Raw genomic sequence first — 18,412 nt, 5'->3', positions numbered from 1 at the left:
GTCAACTATCTCGCCCCAGCGCTTTCCGGGCCGCCGTCACGGCCGCGTCCGCGGTCCCGGCGGCCAGCACCGCATCGGCCGCGGCCCGGCACTGTTCGAGGCTCACCCCGGCCAGTTGCGCGCGCACGCCGGCCAGCGACCTGGGCGCCATGGACAGCGTCTCGACACCGAGTCCGACCAGTACACAGGCAAATTCGGGATTGGATGCCGATTCGCCGCACACCCCGACCTTGACGCCGTTCTTGCGCGCCCCCGCCACCACCGCGGCGATGGTCGCGGCGAGCGCGGGCTGCCACGGATTGTGCAGCGCCGCCAGCGACGAGGACATGCGGTCCGCGCCGAACAGGTATTGCGACAGGTCGTTGGTGCCGATGGAGAAGAAGTCCACCTCCGCACCGAGATGCTCGGAACGGATTGCGGCGGCGGGGATTTCGACCATGATGCCGCAGCCGCCGAGCCCGGCCGCGCGCGCCTTGGCGACGAAGTAGCTCGCCTCCTCGACGGTGCCGACCATGGGCGCCATCACCTGCACGGCGGCGCCGGTGGCCTGGCGGGCCAGCTCGATCGCGGTGAGCTGGTCGAGCAGCGTCCCCTCATCGACGCTGCTCAACCGCAATCCGCGCACACCGAGCGCGGGATTCTCTTCCTCGGGGAGATTCAGGAACGGCAGCGGCTTGTCCGAGCCCGCGTCCAGGGTGCGCACCGTGACCGGCCGCTCCCCCATGATCCGGAAGATCTCGCCGTACTGCGCCGTCTGTTCTTCGACGGTGGGCGCGGATTGCCGGTCCAGGAACAGGAATTCGGTGCGGAACAGGCCCACGCCCTCGGCGCCGAGTTCCACCGCCAGTTGCGCGTCCGCGGCGCTGCCGACATTGGCCAGCAGCGGCACCGCGTGCCCGTCGGCGGTGCGGCCCGGACCGGTGGGCGCGTCGGCCCGGCGTTCCCGCTCGGCTCGCACGGCGGCCTTGCGCGCCTGGTCGGGCGCGATTTCTACGGTGCCGCTCGTCCCGTCCAGCACCACTTCGGCGCCTTCGGCGATGGTGGCGGCGTCCGGGCAGGCCACCACGGCCGGAATGCCCAGCGCCTTGGCCAGAATCGCGGTGTGCGAGGTCGGCCCGCCCGCGATGGTCAGCAGCCCGACCACCTTCTCCGGGTCCAGCGTCGCGGTGTCGGCGGGCGCGAGATCCTGGGCGGCGAGCACGAAAGGCGTGTCGCTGTCCGGGATTCCGGGCGGGGCCACCCCGAGCAGTTCGGCGACCACCCGCTGGCCGACGTCGCGCAAGTCGGTGGCGCGTTCGGCCATCAAACCGCCCAGCGCCGCCAGCTGTTCGGCGAAATGCGCTACCGCCTCGGTGACCGCGTGCGCGGTGGGCCCGCCGGCCCGGATGCCCGCGCGCACCTGATCCAGCAGCGCCGGATCGGCCGCCAGGGCCGAGGTCATGAACAGGATGTCGGCGGCCGGGCCGGTGGCGTCGAGGGCCTGCGCGGAGTAGCGCGCGGCGACCGTCTCGAAAGCCTTTTCGGCCCGGGCGATCTCGGCTTCGGCGTCCGCGCCGGGCGCGTCGTCCGGGCTGGTGACCGGCGCTGCCGCCAGCCACTTCACCGGCCCGATCGCGACGCCCGGTGCGGCGGCGACGCCGCGGATCTCAGCCGTCAAGATCGGTCTCCAGCAACTCGACCAGCTTGTCCAGGGCCGCGTCGGCCCCGTCGTCGGCCGAGAGGGTGACGGTATCGCCCTGTTCGACACCCAGAGTCATCACCTGCAACAGGCTACCGGCGGCCACGCCCGGCTTGCCGTCGACCGAAATGGTCACGGGTACAGGCGATTCGGCGGCGGCCTTGGCGAACAGGGCGGCGGGGCGGGCGTGCAGTCCGGTCTTGGAAGCCACGACGGCGGTGCGGGTGATCATAGGGCGGTGTTCTCCTTGTCCAGCTCGTCGGCTTCCGGTTCACGACCGGGCGTCGGCAGATTCCAGCGCTTGATGATGAAACTGAAGGTGAAGTAGTACAGGGCGGCGTAACCGAGCCCGATCGGGATCAGCCAGAGCGGATGCTGGGCCTTGCCGAAGTTGAGCAGGTAGTCGATGGCGCCCGCGGAGAAGGTGAAGCCGTCGTGGATGCCGAGCGCATTGGTCAGGGCCAGCGCCGAACCGGTGAACAGCGCGTGGATGAGCAGCAGCGGCCAGGCCACGAAGATGAAGGCGAATTCCAGGGGTTCGGTGATGCCGGTGACGAACGCGGTCAGGCCGGTGGAGAGCATGATGCCGCCGACGACCTTCTGCTGCGAGGGCTTGGCATTGCGCCAGATGGCCAGCGCGGCGGCCGGCAAACCGAACATCATGATCGGGAAGAAGCCGGTCATGAAGGTGCCGGCGGTCGGATCACCGGCCAGGAAGCGCGCGATATCGCCGTGCTTGCCGTCGTAGTCACCGATGATGAACCAGACCACGGAGTTCAGGATATGGTGCAGCCCGAGCGGGATCAGCATCCGGTTGGCGAATCCGAAGATGCCGCCGCCGATCACCGTGTTGTCGGCGACCGTATTGCCGAGCCAGGTGAGCCCGGCATTGAAGGCCGGGAAGACGAACGACATGGCCACGCCGATCACCACGGCCGCGCAGGCGGTCAGGATCGGGACCAGGCGGCGGCCGGAGAAGAAGCCCAGATAGTCCGGCAGCTGGGTGCGGTGGAACTTCTGCCACAGGATCGCCGCGGTCAGGCCCATCACGATGCCGCCCAGGACACCGAAATTCACCAGCAGCTGAGCGCCTTTGGCGTCGGTCTTGCCCGCCAGCACGACCGGGGCCATGGCCTTGCAGACGCCGTTGAAGGCCAGGTATCCGACGACGGCGGCCAGAGCGGTGGAGCCGTCGGCCTTCTTGGCCCAGCCGATGGCGATGCCGACCGCGAACAGCAGCGGCAAATTGTCCAGCAGTGCGCCGCCGGCCCCCGCCAGTACGGCCGCAACGGTTTCCAGGGCCGACCAGCGGCCCAGCATGTCGTCCTGACCTAGTCGCAGCAACAGCCCGGCAGCCGGTAGCGTGGCAATCGGCAGCATGAGGCTGCGGCCGAGTTTCTGCAGTCCGGACAGGTCGATCTTCTTACGTACGCTCTGGGCGGCGTCGGCCATAGCGGGTCCCTCAGTCTGTGAATGGCGTCACGCACCGGTATGGTGACTGGTTATAACCAGACATATACTGGTTATAACCAGCTTTGTCCACTCGACACGCATGGAGGAAAGATGTCGAAAGTTGATCAGATCGTCGCGGGCCTGGGTGGCACGGACAACATTGTCGAGGTCGAAGGGTGCATCACCCGGCTGCGCGTCGAGGTGAAGGATTCGGCCAAGATCGACGAGAAAGGTCTCAAGGCAGCGGGCGCGCACGGAGTCGTCAAGGCGGGCAATGCCGTTCAGGTCGTGGTCGGGCCGACCGCCGACGCCCTGGCCGACGACATCAACGATCTGCTCTGAGACCGATGAGCACCGAGATCCTCGCGCCCCTGGACGGGCGCGCCATGCCGCTGTCCGAGGTGCCCGACCCCGTCTTCTCCGCCGAAATGGTGGGCGCGGGGGTGGCCATCGAACCACTGGACACCGATGAGCAAACCACGGTGGTCGCGCCGATCACCGGCAGCATCGTGAAGCTGCACCCGCACGCCGCGGTCATCGTCTCCGAGGCCGGCACCGGTGTGCTGCTGCACGTGGGCATCGACACCGTCGGCAAGCCGGACCTGTTCGAGCTGAAGGCCGCCGAGGGCGCACGGGTGAACGCGGGCGATCCGCTGATCACCTTCTCCCCCAATGCCGTTCGCCGGCTGGGGCTCAGCGCCGCGGTACCGGTCGTGGTGATGGACACCGCCCCGGGTTCGGCGCAGAACGCGCTGACCGGACCGGTCGCCACCGGCGACGTGCTGTATTCGATCTGAGCGGTCCCGGAAACGAGCGAGCCGCTGCCCGATCCAGGCAGCGGCTCGAATCTCGCGGGATCAGTCCTGATCGGCCAGCACGGTCATGTACACCTGGTAGCGGTCGGCGCGATACCACGACTGCGCGTGCTCCACCGCCCGGTCGCGGGAATACGAGATACGGTCGAAAGCCAGTAGCGGAGAACCGGTTTCGGTGCCCAGCCAGCCCGCGCCGCGCTCGTCGGCGGCGACCGCGCGCACGCTCTGCTCGGCGCGATCGATCGGGCAGCCGTAGCGGTCGGCGAACAGCGCGTAGAGCGACTGCGTCAGTTCGTGATCCAGCAGTCCCGGCAGCAGATCCGCGCGATACCAGCCGTCGTCGATGGACATCGGCAACCCGTCGGCCAGCCGCAGGCGCACCAGGTGGAAGGCCTTCTCATTGGCCCCCAACCCCAGCGCGGTCTGCGAGGCGGGCGGCGGCACGGCGTGATCGGTGTGCAGCACCACGGTGCTCGGCACCCGGCCCAGCCGCCGCATATCGTCGGAGAACGAGGCCATGTGCAGCCGCGACCGCGCGACCCGTTCGGCCACGAAGGTGCCCTTGCCCGGGATCCGGGTGATGACGCCCTCGGATTCCAACTGCCCCAGCACTTCTCGCACCGTCATGCGACTGACCCGGTAGTCGTCGCACAACTGGCGTTCGCTGGGCAGCATCTCCCCGGGGCGCAGCGTCGCGCACAGGGCGGTCAACGCGGAGCGCAGCTGCGCCTGTTTGGTCACGCGGCCGGCCACGTCACCTCCGACCGCGCTTCGCCCCCGCGAGTGGCGGGAAGTCTCACTTCTCGTTGCGCGCCTTCGGGAATCGCTTCTGCTTGGCGACCCAGCCGGCCATCTTGGCCCAATGCCCCTTGGCCGGGGTCACCACCGAGACCAGCTCCCGGTTCCACTCCTCGGCCTCGGTCAGCCCGTCCACGGTTTCGCACAGCAGCTTGGCCGAGGCCAGATCGCCGACGACCCGATCGCCGAGCACGCCATCGGCGCCGACCAGGGTGACCCGGACGCCGATCCGGCCGATGGGCTGCAATACCGCGGTGGCCGAACCGCCGTGATCCGCGATGAATCCCTTCACGGAATCGACGATGGACGGCGACAACTTCTCGGGTGCCGGGGCGGCGGTAGCGCTCATGCCCAGGAGTTTACCCATGCGTCGCAGGCGGTCGATGAGCCGCCGGATATGTCACATCGGCACGGGTGTACAACAAGGTATGCGCGCCATTCAGGTTTCCGAGCACGGTGGTCCCGAAGTCCTGCGGTATGTGGAGGTCGCGGACCCGCAAGTGGGGCCCGGTCAGTTGCTGGTGCGGACCGAGGCGATCGGGATCAACTTCATCGACACCTACATCCGGACGGGGCGGTATCCGCAGGCGGTGCCGTATGTGCCGGGGTCCGAAGGTACGGGCGTGATTCTGGCCGTGGGGGCGGACGTCACCGATTTCGCCGTGGGCGACCGGGTGGCTTGGGCCGCGGGGCCGGGGTCGTATGCCGAGCAGGTGATCGTGCCCGCGGCGGTGGCTATTCCGGTGCCGGAAGGGGTTTCGCCGGAGGTCGCGGCGTCGGCGCTGTTGCAGGGTATGACGGCGCACTACCTGATCGAGTCGATCTACAAGCCCGCGCCGGGCGAAGCGGTGCTGGTGCACGCGGGGGCGGGCGGGGTCGGGCTGATCCTGACCCAGTTGCTGGCGGGGCGCGGGATTCGGGTGATCACCACGGTGTCGACCGATGACAAGGAGAAGCTGTCGCGGGAGGCGGGCGCGGCCGAAGTGCTGCGGTACGAGGACGATATCGCCGCTCGGGTGCGGGAATTGACCGGCGGCGTGGGTGTCGCGGCGGTGTACGACGGGGTCGGCGCGTCGACCTTCGAGGCCAGTCTCGCGTCATTGCGGGTGCGGGGCATGCTCGCGTTGTTCGGCGGGGCCAGTGGGCCGGTGCCGGAATTCGATCTGCAGCGGCTCGCCGGGGCGGGGTCGCTGTTCGTGACGCGGCCGACGCTGGTGCACTACACCCGCGATCGGGCCGAATTGCTGTGGCGCGCAGGCGATATCCTCCACGCCATCGCGGACGGCAGCCTGAGCATCCGGATCGGGGCCACCTATCCCCTGGCCGAGGCCGAGCGGGCGCATCGGGATCTGGAGGGCCGCAAGACAACCGGCTCGATCGTCCTGCTGCCCTGATCCCGGGGTGACGCGGTCAGCCTCCCGGTGACGGCTGACCGCGCGGATCGATTCCGCTTCAGGGGATGTCGCGGCCGGTGAGGCCGCGGTAGATGAAGCGGGTGAGGCCGTCGATGGCCTGCTCGTCGGTGAGTTCGACCGCGCCGTCCTCGACGGTTTGCAGCAGGCCGGTGGCGGCCAGGAACATCATGGCCAGGCTGGCGTCGGCGGTACTGGGCAGGGTCAGGCCGGCGGCGGGGAAGCGGTCCAGGTGGTCGGCGACATCTTGGCGCTGATCGTGGGCGTATCCGCTGACTATGCGCGCGAATTCCTCGTTGACCAGAGCCGCCTGGTTCATGGCGCGCAGCACCGCCCAATTCTTGCGGGCGAAGGTCCAGTAGCTGGCGACGTGGTAGCGGACGGCGTCCGGATCGGTGAAGTCCGGATTGTGCTCGTCCTGCTCCGAGGCCGCATCCCCTTCCACCGCAAGGTCTTTCAGGAGCGACTGGAGCAGTTCTTCCTTGCTCGCGAAGTGGTTGTAGAACGAGCCCGCGGCCCTTCCGGCCGCCGCGGTGATGTCGGTGATCTTGGTGTTCAGATAGCCGCGATCGGCGAAGAGTTTGCGCGCGGCGTCCTTGAGCGCCTGCTCGGTCTCCGCCGATTTCTCCTGCCGCTTGCCGGCCATCCGCACCTCCTCTTGACAGCGGACGCTACCACTCTGAATACTGAATTCACATTCACTGAATACTGATTCACTATTGGGAGTAGGCATGAACACGCAGGTACTGATCGTGGGCGCCGGTCCCACCGGACTCACCCTCGGCATCGATCTGGCGCGCCGCGGCATCGCCGTGCGCATCGTCGACAAAGCGGAGACGTTCTTCGACGGGTCGCGCGGGGACGGCATCCAGCCGCGCACGCTCGAGGTGTTCCACGATCTGGGCGTGCTGGATCGGGTGCTCGCGGCCGGCTGCCCGCAGGCGACCATGCGGGTGCACCTCGGCGGCGAATTCGTGATGGAGCGGCGGATGACCGAATGGCGGCAGCCGACCCCGGACGTGCCGTTCCCGAATCCGTGGGTGCTCGGGCAGTCCGATACCGAGGGGATTCTGCGGGAGCGGCTCGGCGAGTTCGGGGTGCGCGTCGAATCGGGCACTGCGCTGGGCGAATTCAGCGCCGACGCGGACGGGGTCACCGCGACGCTGGAGCGGGCGGGCGGGAGCGAGACCGTGCGGGTGGACTATCTCATCGGGGCGGACGGCGGGCGCAGCACGGTGCGCAAGGCCCTCGGCATCGCCTTCGAGGGCACCACCGACGAGTCGATTCGCATGCTGCTGGGCGATGTTCGGGCCGATGCGCTCGATCACGAGTTCGGGTACTGGTTCGCCGGACCCGATTCCCCGATGGACGGTTTCGCCATGTCGCCGCTGCCGGGCGGACGGAAGTTCCAGTTCGCGGCGCCGCTGGCCGACGACTCGGGGGCCGAGCTGAGCGACCTGCAGGAGCTCGTCAACCGGCTGTCTCACCGCACCGATATCGTGCTGAGCGAGCTGAGCTGGTCGACGGTGTGGCGGCCGAATATCCGCCTGGCGCAGCGGTTCCGGGACGGGCGGGTGTTCCTCGCGGGCGATGCGGCGCACGTGCATCCGCCGACCGGGGGTCAAGGGCTCAATACCGGCATTCAGGACGCCTACAACCTGGGCTGGAAACTCGAAGCGGCGCTGCGCGATCCGAGTCCGGCGACCGAGGCGCTGCTGGACAGCTACGAGACCGAGCGGCGGGCCATCGCGGCGCAGGTGCTGGGGTTGAGTTCCGAGCTCCTGGACAAGACGGTCAATGGCGATGCGGACGCCATGAACCGCGATCATGCGCTGCAGCTCGATCTCACCTATCGAAACCTTGTGCCGCCCAGCGCTGCCGCCGATCCGGGCGCGCTGCACGCGGGTGATCGCGCGCCCGACGCACCGCTGGTCTCGGCCTCGGGCGAAGCGGTGTTCCTCTTCGATCTGCTGCGCGGCCCGCACGCCACGCTGCTCGTCTTCGGCGATATCCCGGTCGATGCCGAGGAACGCAGCGAGCGGACCCGGGTCGTCTCGGTGCTGCGGACGGACGCCGGGCCGGCCGATCGCACCGGCACGGAGACGGTGATCGACGCCGGCGGCCACGCTTTCGAGAGCTACGGGGCTACCGAGGGGACGCGGGTGCTCATCCGGCCGGACGGCTATGTCGGTGCGCTGACCCGCTGACGCACCCCGATCCGATCGCGCCGGGCCCGCGGCGGGAGGAGCCGCAACCCGGCCGGCCACCTCGAACCATTCTGGTCGGTCGCCCTGCTTCCCGGATGGGACCGGACTGTAGTGCTCCCGCGGTCCGACTTTGCCCTAGGGTATGCAGAATGATCTTGCTGCCGCGCAAGACGATTCGCCGTAACCTGGGATAGCGACGCCGTAAGGTGTTTGCGGCGACCGTTCCGGGCGGCCGGCAGGTAGAGGCATCTGGTCAGAGGGTGGTTCGGAATGTTGGTGAAGGTCCGCAACGACGATCCGTCGCGGCTGTCGGGCACCGAGCAGACCGTGATGAATTGGCTCAAGTCCTGGAGCGGGCCGCACGCGGTCCCCGGCATCGCGGTATTGCAGGTGCAGGACGCGGACGTGGTGGTGTGGACGCCGCAGACCTGCGTGGTGATCGGCGTCCGCGGTTTCGCCGAACGCGTGACCGGCACGCTCACCTGCGCCGAGGACGAAGCCTGGACCGTCGACGGCAAGCCCGCGCCCATCGACGGTGTGGACGGCAAACCCGCGCCGGTCGACGCCGCGGACAATCCGCTCGAGCGCGTGCGGCGCCAAACCGTCGAGCTGGCCCGCCAATTGCGTTCCGCGCCCGGCCGCGAACACGTCCCCGTCAGCGGCTTGGTGCTGCTCCTCCCCCAGCTCGGCAGCCGCGTCAAACTCGAGAAGGGCGCGCTGCCGCCGGGTATCGACGTCCTCATCGGCGACGGCCCCTCCTCTCTCCGCGCCTATTTCACCAAGATCGCCGAAGGCGCCGACCCATCATGGGATGCCGGCCAGGTCGGGCAGGCTCTCGGCGCCCTCGGATTCGCCGCCGCCGCAACCTATTCCGACCTGGTCTCCGAGGGCTTCCCGGTCCCCGAGTCCGCCCGCTCCGCGCCGCCCCCCATGTCCGCCGCTCCCACCGTGGTGGTCCCCTCGGTCCCCGTTCAGCCCCTCGCTCCGCCGACTCCGCCTGCGGGCGTGGGTGATCCGGGCTCCGCGGACCCCCGGAGCGCATCGGCCCAGGGTGGCCCCGGTCGGCCCGGCGGCACGGATGCGGACCCGAACCGTCCCGACTCGGCCCAGCAATCCAGTGGTCGATCCGGCGGCAAGGGCCGCACGGCGGCCGCTGCGGTAGCCGGCGCAGCCACGGCCGCCGCCGCAGCAGCGGCCTACCGCGCGGTCACCGGCTCCTCCGACAACCCCGGCACTTCCGGCCCCTCACACCCCGGTGGCCCCGGCAACCAAGGTGGTCCGGGTTCCCAAAGCGGCCAAGGGTCTCCGAGCGGTCCCGGTTCCCAAGGCGGCCAAGGCGCTCCGAGCGGCCCCGGGTTCCAGGGCGGTCCCGGCTCGCAAGGCGCTCCCGCCTACGGCGGCCCAGGCTCAGGCTCCCCCAGCGGCGCAGGCACGCCCGGCACCCAGCCGGCAGGCACCTACATCCCGCCGGGCAGCCCCCAGCCCACCCCATCCCCCTCCTGGTCCAACCAAGGCCCCCAGCCGACCGGCCCGGGCCCCAGCGGCTGGTCCGTCGCCCCACCCGGCTCCGGATCCACCCCCCGCCCCGCCCGAACCGGCGGTCTCGCCGCCCTCGGTGGCCTCTTCGGCCGCCGCAAACAACCCCAGGTCACCCAATCCGACCCGCGCGCAGCCTATTCCGGCGGCCAACCCCAGCCCGCCGCCCCCGGCTTCCCCGTCTGGCGCGACCAAGGCGACCAACGCGCGGCAGCCCGCGACATGCGCCGCACCCGCCGCCGCCGCGACTTCCCCATCATCGGCGCGATAGTCCTGATCTTCGTCGTCCTCCTGGTAGCCGTCATGTGCACCGGCCGCAGCGGCACCAGCAACGAAGACGAACAGCACCACCCGGCCCCCACCACAGTCCAAAAGGCCACCCCCTCCAAAACCGCCGACCCGACCATCCCGCGAACCACCATCGCCCCGGCCTGCTACCCCCTCGACCCCAACTGCCCACCGCCCGGCAATCGGCCGCCGTTCGGATAGCCACGAAAAACCGCCGCCCCGTCTCGAAGACGGGGCGGCGGTTTTTCGTTGCTCAGGTTCGGCGACTACGCCGGTGCGATCAGCTCCAGCCGAAGACGGTGTGGCCGATGGTGTTCCAGCCCAGGACCGAGTCGACGGCCAAGCCGCAGAAGACCACGGCGAGGTAGTTGTTGGACTGGAGGAACAGGCGCAGGGGCTTGACGGATTCGCCCTTGCGCACGCCGGCGTAGAGCTGGTGAGCCATCAAAAGGAACCAGGCACCGGCCACCAGGGCGGTGGCGGCGTAGATGACGCCCGCGGCGGGGACCAGGGCGAGGGTGGCCAGGACCGTGAGCCAGGTGTAGATGACGATTTGCTTGGTGACCACCTGCTCGGTGGCTACCACCGGGAGCATGGGGACGCCCGCGGCCTTGTAGTCCTCTTTGTAGCGCATGGCGAGGGCCCAGGTGTGGGGCGGCGTCCAGAAGAAGATGACCAGGAACAGCACGATGGCGGGCCAGCCGATATTGCCGGTGACGGCGGACCAACCGACCAGGGCGGGCATACAGCCGGCCGCGCCGCCCCAGATGACGTTCTGGGAGGTGCGGCGCTTGAGGCCGAGGGTGTAGACGAAGACGTAGAACAGGATGGTCGCCACGACCAGCGCGCCGGAGAGCAGGTTGGCCTGCCACCAGAGCCACGCGAAGGACACCACGCCGAGGGTGACTCCGAAGACGAAGGCGTTGCGGGTGGGAACGGCTTCCCGGGCCAGCGGGCGCTTGGAGGTGCGCTTCATGACCTTGTCGATATCCGCGTCGGCCACGCAGTTGAGGGTGTTGGCCGAGGCCGCGCCCATCCAGCCGCCGAAGAGGGTGACCAGGATGAGGCGGATGTCGACATTGCCGCGATCGGCCAGCAGCATGGTCGGAATGGTCGCGACCAGCAGCAGTTCGATGACGCGGGGCTTGGTCAGCGCGATGTAGGCGAGAACGCGGCGGGTCGCGACCGACAGCGGTCCGCTACCCGTGACGCGGTCGGCCAGCACCGTCCCGGAGGAGCCGTGAGCGCCACCCGGCTGTTGCCCAACTCGCACTGTTTCTCCTCGCACGCCACGCAGGTCTGATCCGGTCTGGAACAGCGGCGCGCTCTGCCGGTTCCTCGATGAGAAACGCTGCGGCGCGGCCACTACTACAAAGCATGGTAGACCCCCGGCAGGTGTGCTCCCGACCAGGCCCGGGTTCGATTCGCCCGCGCCATGATTCGCGGCGGCCATCGCGCCGGGCCCGCGGGTGACCCGGGCTACACCCGATTCGGGTAGCGCCCAGCAGCTATGAACGGTCACGAACGGGTAGTCGACTGGACACGGAAGGACACGGAAACGAGACACGACGGCCGGTGAACACGGGTTCCCGCATGGTCGGGAATCACACACCCTTAGGGTGGTGGGGTAGATCGGTGCGCGTGTCGCGCCGTATCGCCCGCAGCGAATCACCCCGCCGCCCACAACCGCATCGTTGACGAGAAGGTCAGGAGAACCTCGGTCGTGTCAGTCACAGACGACATCCGCGCGCTCACTCAGCCGAACCACCCCACCGACTGGACCGAACTGGACACCAGAGCCGTCGACACGGCCCGGCTGCTCGCGGCCGATGCGGTGCAGAAGGTCGGCAACGGCCATCCCGGCACCGCCATGAGCCTGGCGCCCTTGGCCTACACCCTCTTTCAGCGCGTGATGCGTTTCGACCCGAGCGACCCGTCGTGGGTGGGCCGCGACCGGTTCGTGCTGTCCTGTGGACACTCCAGCCTCACCCAGTACGTGCAGCTGTACCTGGCGGGTATCGGCCTCGAGCTCGACGATCTGAAGGCGCTGCGCACCTGGGGCGCGCTCACCCCGGGCCACCCGGAGTACCGGCACACCGACGGCGTCGAGATCACCACCGGCCCGCTCGGCCAGGGCCTGGCCTCGGCGGTCGGCATGGCGATGGCCGCGCGGCGGGAGCGCGGTCTGTTCGATCCCGAAGCGGCGCAGGGCGAGAGCGCGTTCGACCACTTCATCTATGTGATCGCCTCCGACGGCGATATGGAAGAGGGCGTCACCGCGGAGGCGTCGTCGCTGGCGGGCACCCAGCAGCTGGGCAATCTGATCCTGTTCTACGACGACAACCGGATCTCCATCGAGGACGACACCCGCATCGCCTTCACCGAGGACGTGGCCGCGCGCTACCGCGCCTACGACTGGCACGTGCAGGTGGTCGAGGGCGGCGAGAACGTCACCGGCATCGAGGCCGCCATCGCCGAGGCCAAGGCCGTGACCGACAAGCCGTCGATCATCCTGCTGCGCACCATCATCGGCTACCCGGCCCCGAACAAGATGAACACCGGCGCCTCGCACGGTGCGGCGCTGGGCGCGGACGAGGTGGCCGCCACCAAGAAGATCCTGGGCTTCGATCCCGAGCAGACCTTCGAGGTCAGCGACGCGGTTATCGGCCACACCCGCAACCAGGCCGCCGATCGAGGTAAGGCCGCGCGTGCCGCCTGGCAGGACCGGTTCGACGCGTGGGCCGCCGCCAACCCGGAGAACAAGGCCCTGTTCGATCGCCTCCAGGAGCGCCGCCTGCCCGCGGGCTGGGCGGACGCGCTGCCGGTGCACGAGCCGGGCAAGGCGATGGCCACCCGCAAGGCGTCCGGCGCGGTCCTGGCGGCGCTCGCCCCGGTGCTGCCGGAGCTGTGGGGCGGTTCGGCCGACCTCGCCGAATCCAACAACACCACCATGCCGAACCAGCCGTCCTTCGGCCCGGAGGACATCTCCACCGGCCACTGGAAGGCTCAGCCCTACGGCCGCACCCTGCACTTCGGTGTGCGCGAGCACGCCATGGGCTCGATCCTGAACGGCATCGCGCTGCACGGGCCGACCCGTCCGTACGGCGGCACCTTCCTGGTGTTCTCCGACTACATGCGTCCCGCCGTGCGCCTGGGCGCGCTCATGCGCACCCCGGTCACCTACGTGTGGACCCACGACTCCATCGGCCTGGGCGAGGACGGCCCGACCCATCAGCCGATCGAGCACCTGGCGGCCCTGCGCGCCATCCCGGGCCTGAACGTGGTCCGCCCCGGCGACGCCAACGAGACCACCTACGCCTGGCGCGTCATCCTGGAACGCGATAGCGCCGAACGGCATTCGCACTTCCTGGTCTCCGAGCCGCCGCACCAGGACGGCCCGTCCGCGCTCGCGCTGACCCGCCAGGACCTGCCGATCCAGGAGGGCACCAGCTACGAGGGCGTCGCCAAGGGCGGCTACATCCTGGCCGAATCCTCCACCGCCACACCGCAGGTGATCCTGATCGCCACCGGTTCGGAGCTGCAGCTGGCCGTGGACGCGCGCGCTACGCTCGAGGCGCAGGGCATCGGCACCCGCGTGGTGTCCATGCCGTGTGTGGAGTGGTTCGACGCGCAGGAACAGTCCTACCGCGACCAGGTGCTGCCGCCCTCGGTCAAGGCCCGCGTCACGGTCGAGGCCGGAATCGCCATGCCGTGGCACCGGTTCACCGGAGACAACGGTGAGAACGTGTCCATCGAGCACTTCGGCGCCTCGGCGGACTTCAAGACCCTGTTCCGCGAGTTCGGCATCACCGCCGACGCCGTCGTCGCCGCCGCCACCCGCTCGCTTGCCAAGGTGAAGGGATAACTTCCATGACCCAGAACACGAACACCGCGGCGCTCAGCGCCGCCGGGGTTTCGGTGTGGCTGGACGATCTCTCGCGCGGTCGCATCAAGTCCGGAAACCTCCAGGGCCTGATCGACACCCGCAATGTCGTCGGCGTCACCACCAACCCGACCATTTTCCAGGGGGCTCTCGCGCAGGGCCACGACTACGACGCGCAGGTGCGCGAGCTGGCCGCGCAGGGCGCGGACGCCGACGCCGCCGTCAAGACCATCACCACCGATGACGTGCGCGACGCCTGCGACCTGTTCGCCGACGTGTTCGCCGCGTCCAAGGGCGTGGACGGCCGCGTCTCCATCGAGGTCGACCCGCGCCTGGCGTTCGACACCGACGGCACGGTGGCGCAGGCCATCGAGCTGTGGAAGATCGTGGACCGCCCGAACCTGCTCATCAAGATTCCCGCCACCGAGGCCGGCCTGCCGGCCATCACGCGGGTGATCGCGGAGGGCATCAGCGTGAACGTGACGCTGATCTTCTCGGTCGAGCGCTACGTCTCGGTCATGGGCGCCTACCTCGACGGCCTGCGCAATGCCCAGGTCGCCGGGCACGATCTGGCCCTGATCCATTCCGTCGCTTCGTTCTTCGTCTCCCGCGTGGACACCGAGATCGACAAGCGCCTGGAGGCCATCGGCACCGAGGCGGCGCTCGCGCTGCGCGGCAAGGCCGGAATCGCCAACGCGCAGTTGGCCTATGCGGCCTACCAGGACGTATTCGACGGCGGCGCACACACTTCCACCTACGCGGGCCTGCGCGCCTCCGGCGGCGCCAACGCCCAGCGCGCGCTGTGGGCCTCCACCGGTGTGAAGAACCCCGAGTACTCCGATGTCATGTACGTGACCGAGCTGGTCGCGCCGAACACGGTGAACACGCTGCCGGAGAAGACCCTCGAGGCCGTCGCCGACCACGCCGAGATCGTGCCGAACGCGGCCGTCGGCAAGGCCGCCGAGGCGCAGGCCGTCTTCGATCAGCTGGCCGCGGTGGGCATCGATCTGGCCGACGTGTTCGGCGTGCTCGAGACCGAAGGCGTCGACAAGTTCGTCAAGTCCTGGGACGAACTGCTGGTCGCCACCACCGAACAGCTCCAGGCGGCGGGGGGCAACTGACGGTGGCTTCCGGCGCGGCGACAACGGTCACGACGGTGAACCCGCTCCGCGATGGGCGGGACAGCCGGGTTCCTCACATCGCGGGACCGTGCAGCATGGTGATATTCGGGGTGACCGGTGACCTGTCGCGGCGCAAACTGCTGCCGGCCATCTACGACCTGGCGAACCGCGGGCTGATGCCGCCCGGGTTCGCCCTGGTCGGGTTCGCCCGCCGCGATATGTCCGAGGAGGACTTCGCGGCCCTCGTGCACGAATCCATCAGCAGTTCCGCCCGCACCCCCTTCCGGGACGAGGTGTGGCAGCAGCTGCGCGAGGGATTGCGTTTCGTGCGCGGCACTTTCGAGGACGACGAGGCTTTCCACAAGCTCGCCACCACCCTCAAGGATCTGGACCGGGATCGCGGGACGGGCGGCAATCACGCCTTCTACCTCTCGATTCCGCCGGACGAGTTCCCGGTGGTGCTCGAACAGCTCTCCAAGAACGGCCTGGCGCAATCGGCGGAGGTGCCCACCGGGCAGCCCCGGCCGTGGCGGCGGGTGGTGATCGAGAAGCCGTTCGGGCACGACCTGCAGAGCGCACGCGAGCTCAACGCCCTGGTCAACGGGGTGTTCCCGGAGCGGTCGGTGTTCCGCATCGACCACTACCTGGGCAAGGAGACGGTGCAGAACCTGCTGGCGCTGCGCTTCGCGAACCAGCTGTGGGATCCCATCTGGAACGCCAATTACGTGGACCACGTGCAGATCACCATGGCCGAGGACATCGGCCTGGGCGGTCGCGCGGGGTACTACGACGGCATCGGCGCGGCGCGCGACGTCATCCAGAACCACCTGTTGCAGCTGCTGGCGCTCACGGCCATGGAAGAGCCGGTCAGCTTCCAGCCCAAGCAACTTCAGCTCGAGAAGATCAAGGTGCTCTCGGCGACCAAGCTCGTCGAACCCATCGACCAGACCACCGCGCGCGGTCAGTACACGGCGGGCTGGCAGGGCAGCGAGCCCGTGGTGGGCCTGTTGCAGGAGGAGGGTTTCGACCCCAACTCCAAGACCGAGACCTACGCCGCCATCACCCTCGCGGTGGAAACGCGGCGCTGGGCGGGCGTGCCGTTCTATCTGCGCACCGGAAAACGCCTGGGCCGCCGCGTCACCGAGATCGCGGTGGTGTTCAAGCGCGCCCCGCACCTGCCGTTCGACCAGACCATGACCGAGGAACTCGGGCAGAACGCGCTGGTCATCCGGGTGCAGCCGGACGAGGGCATCACCATGCGATTCGGGTCCAAGGTGCCCGGGTCCTCCATGGAGGTGCGCGATGTGAACATGGACTTCAGCTACGGCGAAGCGTTCACCGAGGACTCTCCCGAGGCGTACGAACGGCTCATCCTGGACGTGCTGCTGGGCGTGCCGTCGCTGTTCCCGGTCAACGAGGAAGTCGAATTGTCCTGGCAGATCCTCGATCCCGCGCTCGACCACTGGGCCGAGAACGGACGACCGGACCCGTACGAAGCGGGTACGTGGGGACCGGAATCGGCCGATGAGATGCTCGCGCGCAGCGGGCGGGAATGGCGGCGGCCGTGATCATCGACATGCCCGATACCGACACCCGCGAGGTGTCCAAGCGCCTGGTGCAGCTGCGCGAGGCCAATGGCGTGGTGACCATGGGCCGGGTGCTCACCCTGGTGGTGTGCACGCTGGACAGCTCCGAGGCCGAGGACGCCATCGACGCGGCCAATGACGCCAGCCGCGAACACCCTTGCCGGGTGATAGTGCTCGCGCGCGGGGACCGGACCGCGGCCACCCGCCTCGATGCCCAGATCCGGGTCGGCGGCGACGCCGGCGCGGCCGAGGTCATCGTGCTGCGGCTGCAAGGCGATCTGGTTGCCCACGAATCCAGCGTGGTGATTCCGTTCCTGCTGCCCGACACCCCCGTGGTGGCGTGGTGGCCGCGCGGGGCCCCGGACTTCCCGTCCAAGGATTCGGTGGGACGGCTGGCCACCCGCCGCATCACCGACGCCACCTTCGCGCCGGATCCGCAATCGACCATCAAGAAGCGGCGCGGCTCCTACGCGCCCGGCGATACCGATCTGGCCTGGAGCCGGATCACCTATTGGCGGGCGCTGCTGGCGGCGGCGCTGGACGAAGCGCCCTTCGAACCCGTTCAGTCGGTGACGATCTCGGGTCTGCGCGACGAACCGGCGCTGGACATGCTGGCGGGCTGGCTGGCCGCACGCCTGGACTGCCCGGTGGTGCGGCGCACCGGCGAGCTGAAGGTGGAGATGTCGCGGCCGTCGGTGTCCATCTCCATCGCCCGCCCGCAGCACGGCCGCACCGCCACGCTCACCCGCACCGGCGAACCCGATCAGCGATTCGCCCTGGCGCGCCGCGAGACTCGCGACTGCCTGGCCGAGGAACTGCGCCACCTGGACGCCGACGATATCTACGCCGAGGCGCTCACCGGACTCGAAAGGGTGACCTATGAGTAAGCCCGCCGTCGAAACCTTCGCCACCCAGGACGAACTGGTGCAGGCCGCGGCCGCCCGGTTCGTCGCCGCGGTGGTGGAGGCGCAGCGTCTGCGCGGCTCGGCCTCGGTGGTGCTCACCGGCGGCGGCACCGGCATCGGGCTGCTGGAATGGGTGCGCAAGGCCCCGGGCGACATCGACTGGGGCAAGCTCGACATCTTCTGGGGCGACGAGCGTTTCGTGCCGACCGGCGATCCCGAACGCAACGAGCTGCAGGCCCGCCAGGCGCTGCTGGATCACGTGCCGGTCGATCCGGCGCGGGTGCATCCCACCGAAACCTCCAGCGGCGACTACCCGGATCCGCTGGAAGCCGCCGGGGAGTACCTGGCGACCGTGCACGCGCATCTCGCCGAGCACGGCGCCTTCGATGTGCATCTGCTCGGCATGGGCGGTGAGGGGCATATCAATTCGCTGTTCCCGCACACCGACGCCACCCGCGAGGAGCACGAGCTGGTCGTCGCGGAGACCCATTCGCCCAAACCGCCGGCCGTGCGGATCACCTTGACGCTGCCCGCGATTCGCAAAGCGCGGCACGTGATGCTGATCGTGGCCGGTGAGGCGAAGGCGGCCGCGGTGGCGGCGGCGCTCAATGGCGCTTCGCCGCTGGACATTCCGGCGGCCGGGGCCATCGGCAGCGAATCCACCACCTGGCTGCTCGACGAGGGCGCGGCGGCCGACCTGCCCCGCTGAGCATTTCCCCTGGGCCCGGATT

17 protein-coding genes are annotated in these 18,412 nt (G+C 69.3%); 10 read left to right on the top strand and 7 right to left on the bottom strand.

Going from position 1 to position 18,412, the window contains the following annotated elements; all coding sequences use genetic code 11:
* Position 1 precedes the first annotated feature (1 nt).
* The 3 genes from ptsP to LTV02_RS07575 are packed head-to-tail and all read right to left on the bottom strand — an operon-like array spanning position 2 to position 3,130.
* A complete protein-coding gene (gene ptsP, locus LTV02_RS07585) occupies positions 2–1,657 on the bottom strand; it encodes a phosphoenolpyruvate--protein phosphotransferase (RefSeq protein WP_233039299.1) in 1,656 nt (551 codons plus the stop codon).
* Positions 1,647–1,910 (bottom strand): HPr family phosphocarrier protein, encoded by a 264-nt coding sequence (locus LTV02_RS07580; RefSeq protein WP_233039297.1) that lies wholly within the window; start codon positions 1,908–1,910, stop codon positions 1,647–1,649. Before LTV02_RS07580 ends, ptsP begins: the two co-directional genes overlap by 11 nt.
* Positions 1,907–3,130 (bottom strand): PTS transporter subunit EIIC, encoded by a 1,224-nt coding sequence (locus tag LTV02_RS07575; RefSeq protein WP_233039296.1) that lies wholly within the window; start codon positions 3,128–3,130, stop codon positions 1,907–1,909. The genes LTV02_RS07580 and LTV02_RS07575 overlap by 4 nt, the downstream gene beginning before the upstream one ends.
* A gap of 111 nt (positions 3,131–3,241) precedes the next feature.
* Between LTV02_RS07575 and LTV02_RS07570 the strand changes: the two genes are divergently transcribed.
* Together LTV02_RS07570 and LTV02_RS07565 are read left to right on the top strand one after the other, a co-directional pair.
* Positions 3,242–3,472, top strand: coding sequence for a glucose PTS transporter subunit EIIB (locus LTV02_RS07570; RefSeq protein WP_067712995.1), 231 nt, complete (start codon positions 3,242–3,244; stop codon positions 3,470–3,472).
* A gap of 5 nt (positions 3,473–3,477) precedes the next feature.
* Positions 3,478–3,927: a PTS sugar transporter subunit IIA gene (locus LTV02_RS07565; protein ID WP_067712998.1), complete on the top strand. Its 450-nt coding sequence runs from the start codon at positions 3,478–3,480 to the stop codon at positions 3,925–3,927.
* A gap of 60 nt (positions 3,928–3,987) precedes the next feature.
* Here the strand turns inward: LTV02_RS07565 and LTV02_RS07560 are convergent, their stop codons facing one another.
* Together LTV02_RS07560 and LTV02_RS07555 are read right to left on the bottom strand one after the other, a co-directional pair.
* A complete protein-coding gene (locus LTV02_RS07560; RefSeq protein WP_233039291.1) occupies positions 3,988–4,698 on the bottom strand; it encodes a GntR family transcriptional regulator in 711 nt (236 codons plus the stop codon).
* A gap of 43 nt (positions 4,699–4,741) precedes the next feature.
* The gene (locus LTV02_RS07555) at positions 4,742–5,092 is read right to left on the bottom strand and encodes a hypothetical protein (protein WP_233039289.1); all 351 of its coding nucleotides are present in this window, start codon (positions 5,090–5,092) and stop codon (positions 4,742–4,744) included.
* A gap of 79 nt (positions 5,093–5,171) precedes the next feature.
* Here LTV02_RS07555 and LTV02_RS07550 point away from each other — a divergent pair, with 79 nt between their 5' ends.
* Positions 5,172–6,137, top strand: coding sequence for a quinone oxidoreductase family protein (locus LTV02_RS07550; RefSeq protein ID WP_233039288.1), 966 nt, complete (start codon positions 5,172–5,174; stop codon positions 6,135–6,137).
* A 58-nt stretch (positions 6,138–6,195) separates the two neighbouring features.
* Here the strand turns inward: LTV02_RS07550 and LTV02_RS07545 are convergent, their stop codons facing one another.
* Positions 6,196–6,801: a TetR/AcrR family transcriptional regulator gene (locus LTV02_RS07545; RefSeq protein WP_233039286.1), complete on the bottom strand. Its 606-nt coding sequence runs from the start codon at positions 6,799–6,801 to the stop codon at positions 6,196–6,198.
* 85 nt (positions 6,802–6,886) lie between these two features.
* Here LTV02_RS07545 and LTV02_RS07540 point away from each other — a divergent pair, with 85 nt between their 5' ends.
* Positions 6,887–8,362 carry an FAD-dependent monooxygenase gene (locus tag LTV02_RS07540; RefSeq protein ID WP_233039284.1) on the top strand — a complete coding sequence of 492 codons (1,476 nt, stop codon included), beginning with the start codon at positions 6,887–6,889 and terminating at the stop codon, positions 8,360–8,362.
* Positions 8,363–8,632: 270 nt separating this feature from the next.
* Positions 8,633–10,387, top strand: a complete 1,755-nt coding sequence (locus LTV02_RS07535) for a hypothetical protein (RefSeq protein WP_233039282.1) — start codon at positions 8,633–8,635, stop codon at positions 10,385–10,387.
* A 79-nt stretch (positions 10,388–10,466) separates the two neighbouring features.
* Here LTV02_RS07535 and LTV02_RS07530 read toward each other — a convergent pair whose 3' ends face one another.
* Complete coding sequence (locus LTV02_RS07530) at positions 10,467–11,459, bottom strand: heme o synthase (RefSeq protein ID WP_408639342.1); 993 nt, start codon at positions 11,457–11,459, stop codon at positions 10,467–10,469.
* Between the two features lie 450 nt (positions 11,460–11,909).
* Here LTV02_RS07530 and tkt point away from each other — a divergent pair, with 450 nt between their 5' ends.
* The 5 genes from tkt to pgl are packed head-to-tail and all read left to right on the top strand — an operon-like array spanning position 11,910 to position 18,390.
* Positions 11,910–14,051: a transketolase gene (tkt, locus tag LTV02_RS07525; protein WP_233039274.1), complete on the top strand. Its 2,142-nt coding sequence runs from the start codon at positions 11,910–11,912 to the stop codon at positions 14,049–14,051.
* Between the two features lie 5 nt (positions 14,052–14,056).
* A complete protein-coding gene (gene tal, locus LTV02_RS07520) occupies positions 14,057–15,190 on the top strand; it encodes a transaldolase (protein ID WP_233039272.1) in 1,134 nt (377 codons plus the stop codon).
* Positions 15,191–15,192: 2 nt separating this feature from the next.
* Positions 15,193–16,758, top strand: a complete 1,566-nt coding sequence (gene zwf, locus LTV02_RS07515) for a glucose-6-phosphate dehydrogenase (RefSeq protein WP_332909563.1) — start codon at positions 15,193–15,195, stop codon at positions 16,756–16,758.
* Positions 16,755–17,663, top strand: coding sequence for a glucose-6-phosphate dehydrogenase assembly protein OpcA (opcA, locus tag LTV02_RS07510; protein ID WP_174567194.1), 909 nt, complete (start codon positions 16,755–16,757; stop codon positions 17,661–17,663). The genes zwf and opcA overlap by 4 nt, the downstream gene beginning before the upstream one ends.
* A complete protein-coding gene (pgl, locus tag LTV02_RS07505) occupies positions 17,656–18,390 on the top strand; it encodes a 6-phosphogluconolactonase (protein WP_233039268.1) in 735 nt (244 codons plus the stop codon). Before opcA ends, pgl begins: the two co-directional genes overlap by 8 nt.
* Positions 18,391–18,412 lie beyond the last annotated feature (22 nt).

This window comes from Nocardia yamanashiensis (assembly GCF_021183565.1).
Taxonomy (GTDB): domain Bacteria; phylum Actinomycetota; class Actinomycetes; order Mycobacteriales; family Mycobacteriaceae; genus Nocardia; species Nocardia yamanashiensis.
This window is presented reverse-complemented; position numbering and strand designations above follow the sequence as displayed.